At 41.2% G+C, this 19,584-nt stretch carries 17 protein-coding genes; 8 read left to right on the forward strand and 9 right to left on the reverse strand.

Going from position 1 to position 19,584, the window contains the following annotated elements; all coding sequences use genetic code 11:
- Positions 1 to 140: 140 nt before the first annotated feature.
- The 3 genes from GO816_RS06060 to GO816_RS06070 form a co-directional block, all read right to left on the reverse strand.
- Positions 141 to 722, reverse strand: coding sequence for a DNA-3-methyladenine glycosylase I (locus GO816_RS06060; protein WP_157540458.1), 582 nt, complete (start codon positions 720 to 722; stop codon positions 141 to 143).
- Positions 723 to 807: 85 nt separating this feature from the next.
- Complete coding sequence (locus GO816_RS06065) at positions 808 to 1,029, reverse strand: hypothetical protein (RefSeq protein ID WP_157540459.1); 222 nt, start codon at positions 1,027 to 1,029, stop codon at positions 808 to 810.
- Between the two features lie 12 nt (positions 1,030 to 1,041).
- Complete coding sequence (locus tag GO816_RS06070) at positions 1,042 to 1,266, reverse strand: hypothetical protein (RefSeq protein ID WP_157540460.1); 225 nt, start codon at positions 1,264 to 1,266, stop codon at positions 1,042 to 1,044.
- 133 nt (positions 1,267 to 1,399) lie between these two features.
- On the opposite strand from GO816_RS06070, the gene GO816_RS06075 reads away from it, so the two are divergent.
- The 8 genes from GO816_RS06075 (at position 1,400) to GO816_RS06110 (ending at position 15,320) form a co-directional block, all read left to right on the forward strand.
- Positions 1,400 to 3,100: an ArnT family glycosyltransferase gene (locus GO816_RS06075; RefSeq protein ID WP_157540461.1), complete on the forward strand. Its 1,701-nt coding sequence runs from the start codon at positions 1,400 to 1,402 to the stop codon at positions 3,098 to 3,100.
- Between the two features lie 196 nt (positions 3,101 to 3,296).
- Positions 3,297 to 3,764: a ribosome assembly cofactor RimP gene (rimP, locus tag GO816_RS06080; RefSeq protein ID WP_157540462.1), complete on the forward strand. Its 468-nt coding sequence runs from the start codon at positions 3,297 to 3,299 to the stop codon at positions 3,762 to 3,764.
- Position 3,765: 1 nt separating this feature from the next.
- On the forward strand, positions 3,766 to 5,001 hold the full coding sequence (gene nusA, locus GO816_RS06085) for a transcription termination factor NusA (protein ID WP_157540463.1): 1,236 nt from the start codon (positions 3,766 to 3,768) through the stop codon (positions 4,999 to 5,001).
- A gap of 62 nt (positions 5,002 to 5,063) precedes the next feature.
- The gene (gene infB / locus GO816_RS06090) at positions 5,064 to 8,093 is read left to right on the forward strand and encodes a translation initiation factor IF-2 (protein WP_157540464.1); all 3,030 of its coding nucleotides are present in this window, start codon (positions 5,064 to 5,066) and stop codon (positions 8,091 to 8,093) included.
- A 142-nt stretch (positions 8,094 to 8,235) separates the two neighbouring features.
- On the forward strand, positions 8,236 to 8,970 hold the full coding sequence (locus GO816_RS06095; RefSeq protein ID WP_157540465.1) for a hypothetical protein: 735 nt from the start codon (positions 8,236 to 8,238) through the stop codon (positions 8,968 to 8,970).
- A gap of 1 nt (position 8,971) precedes the next feature.
- Positions 8,972 to 11,752 carry a TonB-dependent receptor gene (locus tag GO816_RS06100; protein ID WP_157540466.1) on the forward strand — a complete coding sequence of 927 codons (2,781 nt, stop codon included), beginning with the start codon at positions 8,972 to 8,974 and terminating at the stop codon, positions 11,750 to 11,752.
- 28 nt (positions 11,753 to 11,780) lie between these two features.
- Positions 11,781 to 12,941 (forward strand): DUF4249 domain-containing protein, encoded by a 1,161-nt coding sequence (locus GO816_RS06105; protein WP_157540467.1) that lies wholly within the window; start codon positions 11,781 to 11,783, stop codon positions 12,939 to 12,941.
- 15 nt (positions 12,942 to 12,956) lie between these two features.
- Positions 12,957 to 15,320, forward strand: coding sequence for a hypothetical protein (locus GO816_RS06110; RefSeq protein WP_157540468.1), 2,364 nt, complete (start codon positions 12,957 to 12,959; stop codon positions 15,318 to 15,320).
- A gap of 3 nt (positions 15,321 to 15,323) precedes the next feature.
- Here GO816_RS06110 and GO816_RS06115 read toward each other — a convergent pair whose 3' ends face one another.
- The 6 genes from GO816_RS06115 to GO816_RS06140 form a co-directional block, all read right to left on the reverse strand.
- A complete protein-coding gene (locus tag GO816_RS06115) occupies positions 15,324 to 16,001 on the reverse strand; it encodes an energy transducer TonB family protein (protein ID WP_157540469.1) in 678 nt (225 codons plus the stop codon).
- Between the two features lie 38 nt (positions 16,002 to 16,039).
- Positions 16,040 to 16,747 (reverse strand): peptidoglycan DD-metalloendopeptidase family protein, encoded by a 708-nt coding sequence (locus GO816_RS06120; RefSeq protein WP_157540470.1) that lies wholly within the window; start codon positions 16,745 to 16,747, stop codon positions 16,040 to 16,042.
- A gap of 22 nt (positions 16,748 to 16,769) precedes the next feature.
- Positions 16,770 to 17,147: a 30S ribosome-binding factor RbfA gene (gene rbfA / locus GO816_RS06125; RefSeq protein ID WP_157540471.1), complete on the reverse strand. Its 378-nt coding sequence runs from the start codon at positions 17,145 to 17,147 to the stop codon at positions 16,770 to 16,772.
- A gap of 120 nt (positions 17,148 to 17,267) precedes the next feature.
- A complete protein-coding gene (locus tag GO816_RS06130; RefSeq protein ID WP_157540472.1) occupies positions 17,268 to 17,639 on the reverse strand; it encodes a hypothetical protein in 372 nt (123 codons plus the stop codon).
- A 9-nt stretch (positions 17,640 to 17,648) separates the two neighbouring features.
- Positions 17,649 to 18,824 (reverse strand): FtsX-like permease family protein, encoded by a 1,176-nt coding sequence (locus GO816_RS06135; RefSeq protein WP_232336505.1) that lies wholly within the window; start codon positions 18,822 to 18,824, stop codon positions 17,649 to 17,651.
- Positions 18,825 to 18,945: 121 nt separating this feature from the next.
- Complete coding sequence (locus GO816_RS06140; protein WP_157540474.1) at positions 18,946 to 19,581, reverse strand: MBL fold metallo-hydrolase; 636 nt, start codon at positions 19,579 to 19,581, stop codon at positions 18,946 to 18,948.
- Between the last annotated feature and the right edge of the window lie 3 nt (positions 19,582 to 19,584).

The following is a 19,584-nucleotide window of genomic DNA, read 5'->3' on the forward strand; positions in this document are numbered from 1 at the left end:
AGAATTTAAGAATTGCCGGAATTAAAACAGCATCCTATCGCCACAAAAATAAGATTTCCTATCGATGGCTTGGTATAAACAAATAACAACCAAAATTATTCTGTAAATTCTTAAATTCAGAAAACTCTGATTCAAATAATTTATTTAAACGCACAGTCAGCTACATGATCGTTCACCATGCCTACTGCCTGCATATAGGCATAGCATATAGTAGTGCCAAAGAATTTAAAGCCCCGCTTTTTCATGTCTTTGGCAATAGCATCAGATATGGGTGTGCTTACCGGGATAGTGCCGGGTTGGTTATTGATAGGTTTGCCATTGGGCATAAAGCTGTACAGGTATTTATCAAACGAACCAAACTCCTTTTGTACAGCTATAAAGAGTTGGGCGTTGGTAATAGTAGTGGTAATTTTTAAGCGGTTACGGATAATGCCTTCATCTTGCATTAAACGCTCTATATCATTAGTAGTCATGGCGGCTACCTTTTTTACATCGAAGTTGGCAAAGGCCTTACGGTAGTTTTGGCGGCGGCAAAGGATAGTAATCCAGCTTAACCCTGCCTGCGCCGATTCAAGTACAAGGAATTCAAAAAGCACATCATCATTGTGTAAGGTTTTTCCCCATTCCTCATCATGATATTTTGTGTAAAGAGGATCGGTGCCACACCAGGAGCATCTTTTGAGGTTGTCGGGTATAGGTTCAGTTGATTTTTTAACAGCCATGGTTGATGATTTTCCATGGCAAATTGCTAAAAATTTTATCAAATGCAAAAGAGCAATCTTGAAACAAGATTGCTCTGTAAATTACTTATTGTAACTCTTCATCCGGTAAATGATCATCATCTTCCGGCGTCAGTTCGCGTTCGTCATCATTTGTTCGGAGTTGATGCAAGTCCTCTTCGTCCTGCATTTCGTCATCAAACGCTTCATCGTCGTCGTCAGCCATATCTTCTTCGCGTGGGCTTAAAGTTTCTAAACCCAAAACGGATTGGTGGCGCAGGCCGTTGATGTAAAATAATAAAAGCTGCATGTTTTCTCAGTTTTACGGTCTGCCTGTTGGTGTAGCGTTACCTTCTGCCTGGCTCGAATCCATGGTAGTTGAGTCGGTACGGGTTGAATCTAAACCGCCAACGCTGGTAGCGCCTACGTCAGATGCATTTTCGGTGGTGTCAGAGCTTCCGCCTACCGATTTGTCCTGGCTGTTGCCGCAAGCTGCCAGTGAAAGGGCAATTGCCGTTACGCCTAAAATGTTGCGAATGAGTTTCATGATTTTACTATTAGTTATATAAAGGTAACATTGCGGTTGGGCATATGTTTTTATATAGTTTCCTGTTCAAGTTTGTCTTATATATAAAATCAGTAGTTTTGCCATTAATGTGGTGTTTGTATGCGCCAACATCATGCTCAATATTCAGTTCATGACGCAAAATCCTATAAATAATCAAACTTGGTTCTGGCTGTTCTTTTCACTTTTGGTAGCTTATGTGTTCGGGCTTTTTGTGCCCTTAATGAATGAGGATGCCTCCCATCATGCCAATATAGCTTTACACATGGTTCAGCACCATAACTATGTTAATTTGGTTGATGATATGGGAAAGGATTATTTAGATAAGCCTCACCTGCACTTCTGGCTCGCGGCGTTGTCATTCAACATATTTGGTGTAAACACCATAGCTTACAAGATACCGTCTTTACTGGCTACCATTTTAGGATTATTTTCAACATTTAAATTAGGCAGCAGGCTATATAATTGTAATGCGGGTATGCTTGCTGCTATCATTTACGCAAGCGCGCAGGCCCAGTTTTTGGCTAATAATGATGTACGAATGGATGCCTTGCTAGCAGCAGGTATTGCCTTTGCCACATGGCAATTGGTTGAATCGGCAGTTACGGCACGCTGGTATAATTATTTGCTTGCCGGGTTGGGATTGGCCATGGCTTTTACAACAAAGGGTATGATTGGGTTTGTTATGCCCTGTATTGCTTTGTTCTTCTTTTTACTATACCAGCGTAACTGGCAGGTAATGTTCAGCTGGCGCTGGCTGGCCGTATTTGTGTTTTGGGCTATTTTTATTGCCCCATGTGTTTACTGCTACTACTTACAATATGATTTACACCCCGAGAAGGTGGTGCGTGGAATGAAAAATGTATCGGGTGTTAAGTTTATACTCTGGCAGCAAAACTTTGAGCGTTTGGAAGGTAAAAGCTGGGGCAAAGGGAATAAAGATTATTTTTTCTTCTTCCATACCACCTTATGGGCTTTTCTGCCTTTTTGTTTACTCACTTATATTGCATTTTTTGATAGGGTTGCCTTCTTTGTAAAAACAAGGTTCCAGTACTTTAAAAACTATGAGCTTTTAACCACGGGAACCATCATTATGATTTTTGCCATCATATCATCCTCAGGCTATCAGTTGCCACACTATTTAAATGTGTTGTTCCCTATTTTTGCAATTATAACAGCCGGGTTTTTAATGCAGAAGTTTGAGATGCACCAGTTTAAAGCGCTAAGTGCCTTTCTTAAAGTGCAATATCTGGTAATTTTTATAGTGGCTGTATTATTAATACTGTTAAACTTCTGGTGTTTCCCACTTAACCGGGTTGCAGTAATTGCAACGTCACTAATAGTTGTTGCCGCAATGGTATATGTATTTGCCAAAGAGCAGGGTGTGCTTGTTAAACTGGTTGCATTATCAGTACTGTTGGCGTCTCTAACTAACATTTTGCTTAATGGGCATGTGTACCAGGAGCTGTTGCGCTACCAGGGTGGTATTGGTTTAGCACAAGTAGTTAACCGCAACAATATTCCTAAAAATAAAATATACAACTACATTGATCATAGCTCAGGCTTTAATTTTTACACACAAAATTTAACGCCCTTTATTGAGATTAACGAGATTAAGACTAAAAGAGCAAATGGCGAACCTGTGTGGATTTTTACCTCCAAAGATTATCTTTATTTATTAAGGGATAATCATATTGGTTTTGATTTGGTGTATTCTGACGCTGATTATGGGATTTCGAGATTGACACCCGCATTTCTCAACCCTCGCACTCGTGCATCAACCTTTGGACGAGATTACCTGATTAAGGTGAAATAGAAAACCAGTTTATTAAGTTCGACAAAACAGGACGTTTAAATAACGCTTACAGACTGTTTGATTTACTGATTTGATCTTAACACTTGTCAATATGTATTTACTACCCTATTGACTTTCAAAATAAAACACTTATATTTGCATATCGGAAGAGGGGGCCTTATGTCCCCTCTTTTTATTATCAATCAATTTTTTGCAAATGACTAACGTTGAAAAGAGGGCGGCAGAACTGGTTGAAGAAAAACTGGCCGAGAAGCCCGAAATATTTTTAGTGAGTGTAAAGATGCATAGCAACGGCAAGCTCATTATTTTAATTGATGGCGATAACGGGTTGGGTATAAGTGATTGTGTTGATGTGAGCCGCCATGTAGGTTTTCATCTGGAAGAGGAAAACGTGGTTGAAGATGCTTACAACCTCGAAGTTTCATCGCCCGGAATTGACACACCGCTTGAACTGCCCAGGCAGTATACAAAAAACATAGGGCGCAGTGTAGCTGTCAAAACAACTGACGGAACCAAGCGTGAAGGTAAGTTACTTGCCTATGCTGATGGTAGCGTAATTATTGAAGAAACCATCAAAGAAAAAGGAAAAAAGGCGGAGCTGGTTGAAAGTGCCATCCCGACTGAGAATATAGCAGAAACTAAAGTTTTAATATCGTTTAAATAACATGAGCAATATTAATTTAATTGACTCTTTTCAGGAGTTCAAGGATTTTAAAAACATTGACCGCCCAACAATGATGAGCGTGCTGGAGGATGTATTCCGCAGCATGATTCGGAAAAAATATGGCACCGACGAGAATTGTGACGTCATTGTAAACACCGATAATGGTGACTTGGAAATTTGGCGCACACGTACCGTAATGGAAGACGGTTTTTCGGAAGATGATGACCTGGAGATTGAGCTTGCCGAGGCGCACAAGCATGACCCCGATTTGGAAGTTGGTGAAGAGTTTATTGAACAAATTACCCTGGAAAGCTTTGGTCGTCGTGCCATACTAGCTGCCCGTCAAACGCTGGTATCTAAAATTTTAGAGCTCGAGAAAGACGAAATATTTAAAAAGTATAAAGACCGTGTAGGTGAATTGATTACCGGTGAAGTTTACCAGGTTTGGAAAAAAGAAACCTTGGTTCTTGACGATGAGGGTAATGAGTTATTGCTGCCGAAAAGTGAACAAATACCTGCCGATTACTTTAAAAAAGGTGATAGCGTAAAAGCGGTTGTACATAAGGTTGATATGATGAATAGCAACCCTAAAATCATAATTTCGCGTACAGCTCCTGAGTTTTTACAGCGTTTGTTTGAGCTGGAAGTGCCTGAGATTTTTGATGGCTTAATTACCATTAAGAAAATTGTGCGTGAACCAGGCGAGCGTGCTAAAGTTGCCGTAGAATCATATGATGACCGTATTGACCCTGTAGGTGCCTGTGTGGGTATGAAAGGTTCACGTATTCACGGTATTGTGCGTGAGTTAAAGAACGAAAATATAGATGTTATAAACTATACCAACAATATTCAGTTATACATTCAGCGTGCGTTGTCTCCGGCTAAAATAACCACCATTAAGCTTGATGATGAGCGCAAAACAGCGGCCGTTTACTTGAAGCCCGATCAGGTTTCTTTGGCTATTGGCCGTGGTGGACATAACATTAAACTAGCCGGTAAGTTAACCGGTTATGAGGTTGATGTGTACCGCGAAGCTGATGAAGAAGAGGAAGATGTGGATATAGAAGAGTTTTCGGACGAAATTGACAGCTGGATTATTGATGAGTTCAAGCGTGTTGGTTTAGATACCGCAAAATCAATATTGGCACTGGGTGTGGGCGAATTAGTTAAACGTACCGACCTTGAAGAAGAAACGGTTAAAGAAGTTTTATCAATTCTGCAGGCCGAGTTTGAATAAGCTCCCATATGCCAATAAAAAATAGTAAATTTGCATATAATAAGCAGAGAAAGAATTATTAAATGTCAGAAGACAAAAGTATAAAGTTAATAAAGGCAGCAAAAGAGCTTAACATTGGTATAGGCACTATTGTCGATTTTCTATCATCAAAAGGATATAAAGTTGATCGTAACCCTATGACCGCTCTTAACGGTGAAATGTACAGTACACTGGTAAAGCAGTTTGCAGCCGATAAGATTATTAAGGAGGAAGCCAAGCAGATCAACATTGGTAAAATACGCCGTGATGAGCCTGGTGCTGCCCCTGAAAAGCCGGCCGAAAGCCGTTCGAACGAATTTGAAAAGGATGAGATTCTGATCAAAAACGCAGGAACGTTTGCTGCCCCGTCTAAACCAAAAGAAGCCGAAAAACCTGAGGGTTCATTACCTGGGGTGAAAGTAGTAGGTAAAATTGATTTAGATAACTTGAATAAGCCTGCTCCGCGTGCAGAGGTTAAGGAAGAGCCTGTGGCTAAAGCAGCAGAGCCTGCAAAGCCGGCACCTGCTCCTGAGCCTGTGGCAAAACCAGAGCCTGTAGCTAAGCCTGAGCCCGTAGCTGAAAAGCCAGCAGTTGCACCAGCGGCCGAAAAGCCAGCTGCGCCTGTAACACCGGCTGCCCAGGCAGAGCCTGTAGCTAAGCCTGAGCCCGTAGCTGAAAAGCCAGCAGTTGCACCAGCGGCCGAAAAGCCAGCTGCACCTGTAACACCGGCAACTCCGGCCGCTTCAACGCCTGCAGTTCCAACACCAACACCGGCACCTGCAGAAGAGCCTGCACGTGAGAACGAGGTAATAAGAGCAAAAGCTGAACGCCTTACCGGCCCTAACGTGGTAGGTAAAATTACGTTACCGGTTGATAACAGCCGTCGTGGAGGGCCAGTTGCCTCTTCATCTAACGCAAACTCTGCCGATCATAAGCGCAAGCGTAAGCGTAAAGAAAACGGACCAAACCAAGGGCCTCAACAAGGCCAGGGCCAACAAGGTCAGGGTGGAAACAATCAGCAAGGCGGCAACCGCCAGGGTGGTTTTCAACAGGGCAATCGTCCGGGCTTTGGTAACCGTCCGGGCGGACCAAACCAAGGTGGTAACCGCCAAGGTGGATTCAACCGTAACGCATCCGCTCCGGGCACACCTAAAGAGGAACCTTCAGAAAAAGAAATACAAGACCAGATTAAGGCTACACTTGCCCGTTTGAGCGGTGCAGGTAAGTCGGGTAAGTTTGCTCAGCGTGCTAAATTCCGTCGTCAAAAACGTGATGATGTAGCTGCATCAGCAGAGGAAGCAGCACTGGAACAAGAACTGCAGTCGAGAGTATTAAAAGTTACCGAATTTGTAACAGCCAACGAGCTGGCATCATTGATGGATGTTTCGGTAACGCAAATTATCTCTACCTGTATGAGCTTGGGCATGTTCGTATCCATTAACCAGCGTTTGGATGCAGAAACACTAAGCATTGTTGCCGAAGAATTTGGTTACCAGATTGAATTTGTTAAGCCTGACGAAGAAGAAATTAACCTTGAGGAAGAAGATCAGGAAGCTGATTTAATTCCACGTGCGCCAATCGTTACCATTATGGGTCACGTTGACCACGGTAAAACTTCATTGCTCGACTTTATACGTAAAACTAACGTTATTGGAGGCGAAGCAGGTGGTATTACCCAGCACATTGGTGCATACGAGGTAACACTGGAAGACAAAGGCAAGATCACCTTCCTGGATACTCCGGGTCACGAGGCGTTTACCGCTATGCGTGCACGCGGTGCCCAGGTAACAGATATTGTTATTATAGTAATTGCGGCTGATGATGCTGTGATGCCGCAAACCCGCGAGGCCATAAACCACGCGCAGGCTGCCGGTGCACCAATCATTTTTGCCTTCAATAAAATTGATAAGCCTGGTGCTAATGCCGATAGGGTGCGTGAGCAACTTGCAGGTATGAATATTTTGGTTGAGGACTGGGGTGGTAAATATCAATCACAGGAAATCTCAGCTAAGTCAGGTTTAAATGTAAACCTGTTATTAGAAAAAGTATTGCTTGAAGCCGAGTTATTGGAGCTTAAAGCTAATCCTAAAAAACGTGCAGTAGGTACCGTAATTGAGGCTGCTTTAGATAAAGGCCGTGGTATTGTAACCACTGTATTAGTACAAGCTGGTACATTGCGCGTAGGTGATCCTATATTAGCCGGTAGCTACAGCGGCCGTGTTAAAGCATTAACCAACGAGCGTGGTATGCGTGTAAACGAAGCCGGACCAAGCACGCCTGTACAAGTACTGGGTATGCAGGGTGCACCTACAGCAGGTGACCGTTTCAACGCTATTGAAAGCGAAAGCGAAGCGCGCGACATTGCCAACAAACGTTTGCAATTACAACGTGAGCAAGGCTTACGCACGCAGAAACATATTACTCTTGATGAGATCGGTCGTCGTTTGGCAATTGGTAACTTTAAAGAGCTTAACATCATTGTTAAAGGTGACGTGGATGGTTCAATTGAAGCGTTATCAGACTCGTTATTGAAACAATCTACTGATCAGATTCAGGTAAATATTATCTCTAAAGGCGTAGGTCAGATATCTGAGTCTGACGTGTTATTGGCAACTGCATCTGATGCGATCATTATTGGTTTCCAGGTTCGTCCGTCAAGCAGTGCACGTAAACTGGCAGAGCAGGAGCAAATTGATATTCGCCTGTACTCAATTATCTACGACGCTATCAATGAGATAAAAACTGCAATGGAAGGCATGCTTGCGCCAACCTTTGAAGAGAAGATTGTGGCTAACGTTGAGATACGTGAAACCTTCAAAATCAGCAAGGTTGGTACTATTGCCGGTTGTATGGTGTTGGATGGTAAAATTACACGTAACAGCAAAATACGCGTAATACGTGAGGGTGTGGTAATTTACACAGGTGAGCTTGCCTCTTTAAAACGTTACAAAGACGATGTTAAAGAAGTTAACCAAGGCTACGAGTGTGGTTTGAACATTCAAAACTTCAACAACATTGAAGTAGGCGATATAGTTGAAGCTTACGAAAATGTAGAAGTGAAAAGAAAACTATAATATAGTTGAATATATTTTGAAGGCCGTTATTTTGAATAGCGGCCTTTTTTGCGTTATAAGGAATTTATTTGTAGCATTTTTTTAACTAATATGTATTAAATAACAACCAATATTGTATATTCAAGGACTTAAACTAAACTAAATGGTTAAACCTGTCACAACAATACTTCTTTTATTGTGCGGCGTACTCAAATTGCAGGCGCAAAGCAAACCGGCCGATAGCGCTTTGGTTACTGGTGCTAACTCATATGCTGTAGCTTACTTCAATAAATCAGTTGGGCAGCAATCTGAAATTTATAATGGTGCCGAATATATAGCCCTACCTCCGGCAGTTCAGGGATCACCTTACTGGCAAGACAAAGATACATTTACATCAAGTGCAATAAAGTATAACGGTACCTGGTATAATGGCGTACCCTTAATGTTTGATGTATTTAAAAATCAAATTGTAACAGTACAGCCTGTGAACAACTACCGCATAATTTTGCAGCAATACCTACTGTCTGATTTTATAATAGCTGACCATCACTTCGTTTATGTAAATGAGGCTGATAGTGTAAAGCAACAGCTTAAGCCCGCTTATTATGATGTATTATATAGCGGTAAAACCAGCGTGTTAAGCCATTATTCAAAAGAAAGGTCAGAATCAACAAACATACATGGTGTTGAGGTTCGGTTTATAGATCATGTAAACTATTATATCATCAAAGATAAGGTTGTGTATAATGTGTCCGGAAAAGGATCGGTGCTTAAGGTGTTTAAGGATAAGAAAAAGGAACTTAACGCATACCTGAGTGCCAACGCCATTAAGTTCAATGACAATAAAGCCTTGGCCATAAGTAAATTAAGTGCTTATTACGACCAGTTAACCCGATAATATGAAGAAACTCTATTTAATTTTTTGTTTGTTATTGGGTTCGCCGGTGTTTGTGTGTGCACAAAAAACAGATGACAAACTTATTGACGTTGATTTTCAACAGGCAACCATATCACAGTTTGTAGCCCAGATTGAGTCTAAAACAAATTATACCTTTTATTACGATGCTGCAAAGTTTGACAGCCTCAGAGTAACGCTGAAATTAAACCAGGCAACAGTTAAAAAGGTGCTTGAAGACGCCTTTGCCAACACTACTTACAAATACTCCATTACTCAGCAAGGACAGGTATTTTTAACTAAGGGTGTGGTTATACAAACCTCACTTGCAGCCGGGTTCTTCAATGATAAAAAGGAAGTGCAACAGCCGGCTAACAGGCCTACTAGTGCTAATACGGTTGATTACACCTCAACACTAACAGAAAAAAGGGTAATTGAATCAACTTCAGAAAACAAGGTATACGAGATAGGGCTTAAAAGTGCAGCTAAGGGTGGCAGTGTAACCCTGGCAGGCTATGTGCGCAATGTAAAATCGGGCGAACCTGTGATAGGGGCAAGCATTTATAACCCGGTAACACGTTCAGGGGTAGCTACAGACCAATTTGGCTATTATTCACTCACAATGCCTCAAGGCTCGCACACCGTACTTGTAAGAGGATTAGGAATGCGTGATACCCGCAGGCTTATTGTTTTAAATAGTGATGGAAAGCTGAACATAGAAATGCAGGAACAGGTAACCACCTTGAAGGAAGTTAAAATTTCGGCAGAAAAGGTAGCCAATGTTCGCAGCACTACTATGGGCATGAGCAAAATTGATATTAAGACCATAAAGCAAATACCCGCCGTATTTGGCGAGGCCGACGTATTACGAGTGGTTTTAACGCTGCCGGGCGTACAAACTGTTGGCGAAGCTAGCACAGGTTTCAACGTGCGTGGTGGCTCTGCCGATCAGAATTTGATATTGCTTAATGATGCTACAATCTATAATCCATCGCACTTTTTTGGTTTCTTTTCTGCCTTCGACCCAGATATAGTTCAGGATATTGAGCTTTACAAGAGCAGTATACCTGAGAAGTTTGGCGGACGTTTATCATCTATATTAGATGTAACTAACCGTGAGGGAAACAAAAAGAAATTTACAGGCTCAGCTGGCATCGGTTTATTAACAAGCCGTTTGAACATTGAAGGCCCTATTGATTCAAACCGAACCTCATTTATTTTTGGTGGCCGTACAACCTACGCAAACTGGTTACTAAAGCAATTGCCCAACGAATACAAAAATAGCCGGGCCAGTTTCTATGATTTAAGCCTGAACATAAGTCATCAAATTAACGAGAAGAATAACCTTTACCTGAGTTCTTACTTTAGTAATGACAGCTTTAGGTTAAACAGCGATACTACATACGGTTACGGTAACCGTAACTTCTCGTTAAAATGGAAGCATAATTACAACAATAAGCTTTATAGCGTTATTACAGGTGGTTATGATCGTTATCAATTTAACATCAATAGTATGCTGAACCCTATAAATGCATACAAGTTCAACTTTAACATTAATCAAACTAACTTTAAAACCGATTTCAGTTACTTTATTAATCCAAAGCACACGCTGTCATTTGGTTTAAACAGTATCTATTATAAGCTTAACCCGGGTTCAAACAGCCCTGTAGGAAACGAATCATTAGTAGTTGGCGAAACGGTACCTGCCGAACAGGCATTGGAAAGTGCACTATACCTTGGAGATAAATACAATATCACCGAAAATCTTTCGGTAAGTGCAGGTATACGTTTTTCATTGTTCAATTATCTGGGTCCTCAAACGGTAAACCGTTATGCACCCGGTTTGCCGCGTACAACTTCAAACTTGTTAGATAGTACCACTTATGGCAGTAACAAATTCATCAAAACCTATGGTGGCCCCGAAATCAGATTATCTGCCCGTTACATTTTAAGTGATGATTTTTCGGTTAAGGCAGGTTACAATACCTTGCGCCAGTACATACACCTGCTATCAAACACTACGGCTATATCACCAACTGATGTTTGGAAGCTGAGTGATCCTAATATAAAGCCACAGCTTGGCGACCAGGTTTCTTTAGGTTTCTATAAAAACTTTAAATCAAACACCATTGAAACCTCTGTTGAGGTATACTATAAACGTTTACGTAATTATCTTGATTACCGCAGTGGAGCTACCCTGGTACTTAATCAAAATATTGAAACAGATGTGTTATCAACCCGGGGCAAAGCCTATGGAGCCGAGTTTTTAATTAAGAAAACGGCAGGTAAACTTAACGGATGGATGAGCTATACTTATTCACGTACTTTTTTAAAGCAAGACGACCCAAATGCAGGTGAGCTTATTAACAACGGTGCTTACTACCCAGCTAATTATGATAAGCCGCATAGCTTTAATTTAACAGGTAATTACAGGTTTACGCACAGGTACAGCGTATCATTAAATTCGGTATATAGTACAGGCCGGCCGCTAACTTTGCCGGTAGGTAAGTTTTATTACGCAGGTGCGGAAAGAGTGCTTTACTCAGACAGAAACCAGTATCGTATACCTGACTTCTTCCGGACAGATTTTTCAGTGAATATTGAAGGAAATCATAAGCTAAAACAACGTTTTCATAACTCTTGGACGTTTGGTATATACAACATTACAGGTAGAAAAAATGCTTATTCTACTTATTTTATTCAAGAGGCAGGCCGTATAAACGGATACTCGCTTTCCATATTTGCCAAGCCTATACCGTTTGTAAACTTCAATACCAGGTTTTAATTAGTAACCGCTTATTAAAGTATGAAGCATGAAAAGATTTTTTAAATTATATATAGCACTTATCATTCTTACGGCAACGGCTTGTAAAGAAAGCTTTAATCCGCCTGAAACAAATAGTAACCTTAACTACCTTGTTGTTGAGGGGATGATTAATACCGGTAGTACCGACTCAACTATCATAAAATTAAGTCGTACTACTATGCTCACATCAGGCACAACCCTTAAGCCCGAAACACGGGCTACTGTAAGTATACAAAGCGCAGACAATGTAGTGAACCGTAATTTGACTGAGAGTAAGCCGGGTACTTATTTTTCAGCTCCATTTGCGCTGGATGGCAATAAAAAATACAGGATACGTATACGTACTGCGCAGGGCAAGGAATATGCTTCAGATTATGTAGAAGTCAAAGTTTCTCCCAATATAGATAACGTATCATTTGAGGCGCAAAGAGTTGGGGTGCCAGGCATACAGCTGTCTGTTGATACACGTGACAACAGTAACAATTCGAGATATTATAAATGGGATTATGTAGAGACGTACCAGTACAAGTCAAACAACTTTTCAACTTATATAGTAGATAGAAACAGTATACGCTTTCGTAACCTTCCTCAAGAAGATATATTTAATTGCTGGCGAAGCGTAGGCTCCACCAATGTTATTTTGGCGTCTACCGCTAAACTGGCAAATGATGTGGTAAATAAGGCACCACTGGTTAAAGTGCCTGCATCTAACGAAAGATTTGGCGTGAGATATAGTATAATGGTAAACCAGCAAGTACTTACCAAGGAGGCATTTGATTTTTGGGAAATACTTAAGAAGAACACAGAGCAGGTGGGTAGCATTTTTGATTCGCAGCCATCGCAGTTACAAGGAAACGTTCATGCTGTCAATGATCCTAACGAAATTGTAATAGGCTTTATTACCGCCGGAACGGTAACGCACAAACGTATATTTATTGACGCGTTGCAAATTCCGGAAGATTTCAGGTTCCGTAATCCTCTTCCATGCCGGGTAGATACAATCATTCCAAGAAAGTATCAGGAGGTTTTTTATGAAGGAGGCGCAATACCTGTTGATGGCGTTTTTGAACCAAGCTCCCCTGAGCCAGTTGCGTATACCACAACATCGCGGGCTTGTGTTGATTGTACGGTAAGAGGTACTAATATTAAACCAGCATTTTGGCAATAAACTTATACTATCACAATGTATAAAAAGTTAAGGCATATTTTTATAGGGGCTTTGGCCTTAGGCAGTGCTAATGCAGGAATTGCGCAGGCATTGCCCGATGTTGAGGCAAAATTCAACAATTACAGGCAAACGGTTGCTCAGGAAAAACTTTACGTTCATACCAACAAAGACTTCTACCTGGCAGGCGAGATATTGTGGTTCAAAGTATATAACGTTGATGCCTCAGGTAACCGCCCGGTTAACTTAAGCAAGGTTGCTTATATAGAAGTGCTTAGTGCCGATCATACCCCGGTAATACAAGCAAAAATTCAGTTATCAAATGGTACAGGAAGCGGGTCGGTTTACATTCCTTCGGGCATAAGTAACGGAAATTATCAATTACGTGCCTACACCAATTGGATGAAAAATTCAGGAGCTGAGTATTTTTTCCATAAAAATTTATCAATAGTCAACGCTCAGCGTTCGCCCGAGCTGGCATTAACAGATGATAAAGCAGGGGCCGATGTACAGTTCTTTCCGGAGGGCGGCCATCTGGTAAGGGGACTAACAAGTAAGGTAGGCTTTAAAGTTACGGGAGTTGATGGAAATGGTGTTGCAAACTTTTACGGCGCTATATTAAATCAAAAAAACGATACGGTTTTACGTTTCCAGCCTTACAAGTCAGGAATCGGGAGTTTTACTTTTACTCCTTTACCAGGTGCAACTTACAAAGCCGTTGTAAAGGCAAGTAACAAATCAATTGTAAAAGAATTGCCCGCTATAGATGCACAGGGATATGTAATGCAGGTTACTGATAATGGCCAAAGCTGGAATATTGCGGTAAAAAGCAATATGGCAAATGCCGAAAACATTTACCTTTTTGCGCATACAAGACAAGTTGTTAAACAGGGAGCAAGCGCCATCTTAAATAATGGAGAAGCTACTTTCAGCATTGATAAATCAAAGCTTGGTAATGGCCTTACTCACTTTACACTGTTTAATAGTAAGCGGCAGCCCTTATGCGAACGCTTGGTATATCAAATGCCGGCTAAGCAATTAAATGTAAACGCCCGCGCAGATAATGGTATATACACTACCCGTAAAAAGGTTGAGCTTGCACTAAATACATTAAGCGGCAGCAAAGCAACGGCAGCAAACCTATCGGTATCGGTTTTTAGGGCCGATTCATTGATAGATAAAAATACGCTTGATATTAACAGTTACTTATGGCTTACCTCTGAGCTTAAAGGCTATATTGAATCGGCTGCATCGTATTTTGATGGAAGTGCCCAAGCTGCACAGGCTTTAGATAATTTATTGCTTACCCAGGGCTGGCGTCGTTTTGAGTGGGATAAAGTACTTAACGCTAAGCCTTCCATAACCTTTATACCTGAATATACAGGCCATATTATTACCGGTAAACTTACCGACAATGCTGGCAATGCGGCTAAAAACATTCACACGTTTCTATCAGTTCCGGGTAAACGTGTACAGTTATTTACCTCGGTATCTGATTCGGCAGGACGCTTGCTATTTAACACTAAAGATTTTTATGGCAATAATGAAATAGTGGTTCAAAATAACATAGAGATAGACAGTATATACAAAGCCCAGATATATAGTCCGTTTTTTGATCAGTATTCATCAACACCAACACCTTTGTTTACATTAAATAACGGAATGCGTGGTGCTTTAGAGGAAAGTAACCTAAATATGCAGGTGCTTAATATTTATAATGCACCAAAACTGCGTGAGTTTTACAGCCCTAATGTAGACACACTGGCGTTTTACGGTAAACCTAACAGAACTTATTTATTGGACGGCTATGTGCGCTTTACCACCGTTGAAGAGGTATTTCGTGAGTATACATCATGGCTTGTTGTAGCCAAGCGCAGAGGTAAATTCAAGGTAACCATGTATAACCAAACTAAACTATTGGATGATAATCCTTTGGTGCTTTATAATGGTATTCCGGTTTTTGATATGAATAAAGTGTTTGCGCTTGACCCATTAAAGCTAAGAAAACTTGAAGTTATGCCCGACCGCTATTTATATGGTGCCGCACGCTTTGATGGTGTGCTAAGTTTCACAACTTACAAAGATGATTTAGCCGGTTTTGAGATAGATCCGCGCGCTGCTGTGCTTGATTATGAGGGCTTGCAGCTTCAGCGTAAGTTTTATTCGCCGATGTATGACACCGATGCGCAGCGCGCCAGTCGCACACCCGATTTCAGGAGTGCGCTGTACTGGTCTCCGGATGTTTATACAGATGCTGCGGGCAACGCTAACTTGTCGTTTTACACGTCAGATCAGCCGGGTAAATATGCCGTTATTATACAAGGTTTAAATGCCGATGGAGAAGCAGGCAGTAAACAATTTGTCTTTGAGGTGAAAAAATAAAGCTTACTTGCAGTACCTGGCCAGGTAATCATCGGCCAGGCTACTGCCTGTATTTTTTATAAAGTTCCAGTCTTTACAAGCACCGTCTTTGTCGCCTTGCTTCAACTTCTCATTAGCCTGATCAAGCACGTCTTTCCAAAGCTCCTCGTTTATACCCAACTGTTGCTTTAAACGCTCAATGGTTGATTCTTTTTGCTCATCGGCCTTGCCACTTCGTTTATTGATGTAGTAATTAGTTATAGCGTTTTCCAGCTCCTGCCGTTTTTGATAAGCTGCTATGGCCTGGCCCATGCTCATTTGCGGTACCGAGGTGCCATTATTACGCTGACAACGTACATAATCAGGTTTAAAGCTTATAGGCAGCACAACCCTTACAGCGCGCTTGTAATCGGCAGGAATATTCCATTTACCTGAAGTCAACTTAATAACCCTTAGAGCTTCATCGTCAAGGTCGATGCCTGGGCCTTGTTGTATCATTGCATCGGTAACCTGCCCGTCTGTTTGAATCATAAAGCTCACCTGAACTGCCGCTGCAATACAATTTTGGCTCGAAAACTCGGGGTATACAATTTTGCTTTGCAAAAAGGCATCAAGCGCAGCTGGTCCGCCTTTAAAAGTTGGTTGGGCTTTAGCCGGTGCTAAAGCAGTTATAAAAATTATTAAGAGGAGGTATTTAAGCATTATATAAATCAATTACTTATATAATACTAACGCATAAATCAAATTATGGTTGCTCTGTTGAGTTGTAAAATTATTTCAGGATCAGGAACGTTTTGCATATACTTATCCTTGTCTGACAGTCTGCAAACTCCGGGATAGTCACCTTCAAGGCCTTGCATGTCAAACATCAATTGAAAATGCAGGTGTGGCGGCCAATTGCCATTTTCGGCTGCTGAGCCAAAGTATGCAATCCGCTCACCTTGGTTTACACACTTGTTTTTTTCCAACCCTTCAAGGCTTTGGGTATTCAAATGCCCGTATAATGAATATATAGTCAGGCCATCAAGGTTGTGCTCAAGTATAATGGTAGCACCATAATCGCCAAAGGAGTTATTGTCTTTAAAGCTATGCACGGTTCCGGCCAATGGTGCATATACAGCAGTACCGGCAGGCGCCCATATGTCAATACCCAGATGTAGCCGGCGGGGCTCCTGGTTGGGTGTATCAAACAATGGGCTGCGGCTGTAAAGCGTGCGGTGTTCCATGTAGCCCCCAATGCCGTACCTGCAATTGTTATGGCTTAATGTTTGCTCAATCCACCGGCTAAATTCATTGGTATTGGCAACAGTTTCGGGTGATAATTCTTTATTGCTTATGGTAAAATCGAATTTATACAGGCGGTCGTGCAGGTAGTCAATATCAACCACGCTTGATAGGGCATGTGGATGCCTGCTGCAATATTCAGCTAATTGCAGATGTTTATCCATGGGTTTGAACTATGAAAATTTATTATTGCTGTTCGTCGTCTGGTTGGCGAGGCTCTTTGCTTATCTTCTCAAAAATTTTATCCATACGTTCAACGTACTCATTGGTATCATCAACAAAAAACTCAAGTTGCGGAATTACCCTTACCTGGTCCTTTATGCGTGCCCCCAACTTATAACGAATTTCAGAAGAGTGAGATTTTACAAGCTGAAGCGCCTGTTGTGTATTGGTGTTATTAAAAAAGCTTAAAAACACACGTGCTATGGCCAAATCAGGGGTTACCCTCACTTTGGTAATGGTTACCAGCGTGTTTGGTAAAAAGTTCATTCCTTCACGCTGAAATATTGCTGCCAGGTCTTGCTGTAAAACTCCGGCAAATTTTTGTTGACGTTTTGATTCCATGATAAATTTATTTAGGTGAAAGAATAGAGGTTAAAAGTAAAAGGCAAAAAAAGGTATTTAGTTTTACTAGGATTGACGGAGCGATATTAAAAAGGATGTGAGTTTTTGACTCCTGCCCGTTCAATTACACAAATCCTGTGGTATTTCTTTAGTGATTTTTATAACCTTTTTTACCACAAGCGTACTGTCATAATCAGAGCCCATGCCTTCGCTACCCGATTTTATACTTACACCCTCTACTTCAACATAAACGGGCTCGTAAGGCTTTTCAAAGTTCATTTGCGAATATTTAAGTTCTAATTGTGCTGAACTATCAGTTACCCAATATTCGTGGGTATCATCGCAGTTTTTAAATGATTTTACTTCAGGACCAAAGCTATATAAGCCCTTAAAGGTATGCAGCTTGCCCTGGCCGCCTTTGTTACCATTGCATGAACACAATACCGCTATTGCCATTGCCACAAATCCAAATATTAACAGCTTGTACCGCATAACGCAAATTTATAAATCCTGTTTAATTTCGTCTAATCCTTTTACACTTAAGCGTGCGCTAATGCCCGATGCTATAACGGCTATACCTGTAACCGTTAAAAAAACCAAAATAAAGTCGGTAAACTTTATATCAACTGGGTAGGCATCAATTACCATTAAGGCACTACCCATTTTTATAAGTCCAAATTGCTGTTGCAGCACACAAAATACAAGCCCAACTATTATACCGGCAATACAACCGGTAATTGATATAAGCATACCCTCAAAAAAGAAGATGCCTTGTATTAGCGGCTTGCCGGCACCTAAACTTGTAAGTATGGCAATGTCTTTTCTTTTATCAAGCACCAGCATGGTTAATGAACCAATGATGTTAAAAATGGCAATTATGAGTACAAAAGTAAGTATCAGGAAAGTGAACCAACGCTCGTAATTAAGCGTTTTGTATAACTCGGTATTTTGCTCGTAGCGGTTTTTAACCAAAAAGTTTTTACCTAGCTTGTTTTGTATTTCCTGCTGTTGCTTGTCAATATTAGTCCGCGGTTTAAAGTTGAGCTCCAGTGAAGATATCTCTACCGGTTCATCAAGCAAATCTCGGGTAAAGCTCAGGGGCGCAATTACTAAACCATCAAAGTCCTGCTGAATGGCAAATATGCCTGATACGCTGATAGGTAACCTTATAAACTCATCCTCAGGGTTAATAGAGTTTACGGTTTTCCTGCGTGGAGAATAAATTTGAAGATGCGAAAGCTGATCATTAATGTTTACACCAAGACTATTTTGTACCGTAGCTCCAATTACAGCATAAGGCACCGTGCCTGCATTCAGGGTAAAGGAGCCGTTTTGTATGGTACTGTCTAACTGTTTGTTTTTTAAAAAATCATTGCTTACACCTCTTACGGTTCCAATAAACTGGCGGTCGCCATATCTTATCAGCGCTTTCTCTTCAAGTGCCTGCGTGTATGAAAACAATGCAGGGTCGTGTGCAAGTTGTTTTAGGTACGGCGTGTTAGGGTCAAATGTTTTGCCTATTGCCGGCTCAATTTTCAGCTCGGGCGTAAAGTTGTTATATAGTGCAAGAATTACCTTTTCAAAACCATTAAATACCGATAAAATAATTATCAATGCTGCACTGCCAACAAATACACCCAGCATGGAAATGCCCGAAATTATATTGATAGCATGCATCTTCTTTCTGGAGAAGAGATACCTTTTTGCAATATATATGGATGTATTCAATTTTAAGTGAAGTTACTTACGGGTGTTTAATGTAAACTTTTACAGGTTGTAAAAGTTCTGCCGATTCTTACTAAAAGAAAGGATTTGTTGCTTTTTCAAAACCAATTGTGGTTTCAGGTCCGTGGCCCGGATAAACCGTGCACTCATCTGGTAATGTAAATAACCTGGTTTTTATGTTATCAATCAGTTGCGCATGATTGCCTCTGGGCAAATCGGTGCGGCCAATGCTCCCTCTAAACAACACATCACCGCCAACCAGCAAACTATCTGCTGCACTGTAAAAGCATAAGTGAGCCGGAGAATGGCCTGGCGCAAATATGAGTTCAAGAGTGGTGTTGCCAAAAGTGATCGTACCGCTCTCGGGCAAAAATGTATCGGGCATGGGAGAAAGCTCGTACCGTATGCCTGATTGCTGACTCCATACCGGCATAGCTTCAAGTATCACAAGTTCGCCCTCATGAAACTGCGGCTTTAAACCATACTGATCAAAAATAAATTTATTACCCAGTACATGGTCAATATGGCAATGTGTATTAAGTAACAGAACAGGTTTTAGGTTATTAAGCTTAATGAAGTTTACTACTGCATTTTGTTCGGCAGCGGTGTACATTCCCGGATCTATAATTGCGCATTCGCCCGTATCATCGTATAACAAATAGGTGTTTTCTTGATATGGATTGTTTGCAAATGCTTGTATGGTAGCCATGCT

The organism is Mucilaginibacter aquatilis, from assembly GCF_009755275.1.
Classification (GTDB): Bacteria; Bacteroidota; Bacteroidia; order Sphingobacteriales; family Sphingobacteriaceae; genus Mucilaginibacter; species Mucilaginibacter aquatilis.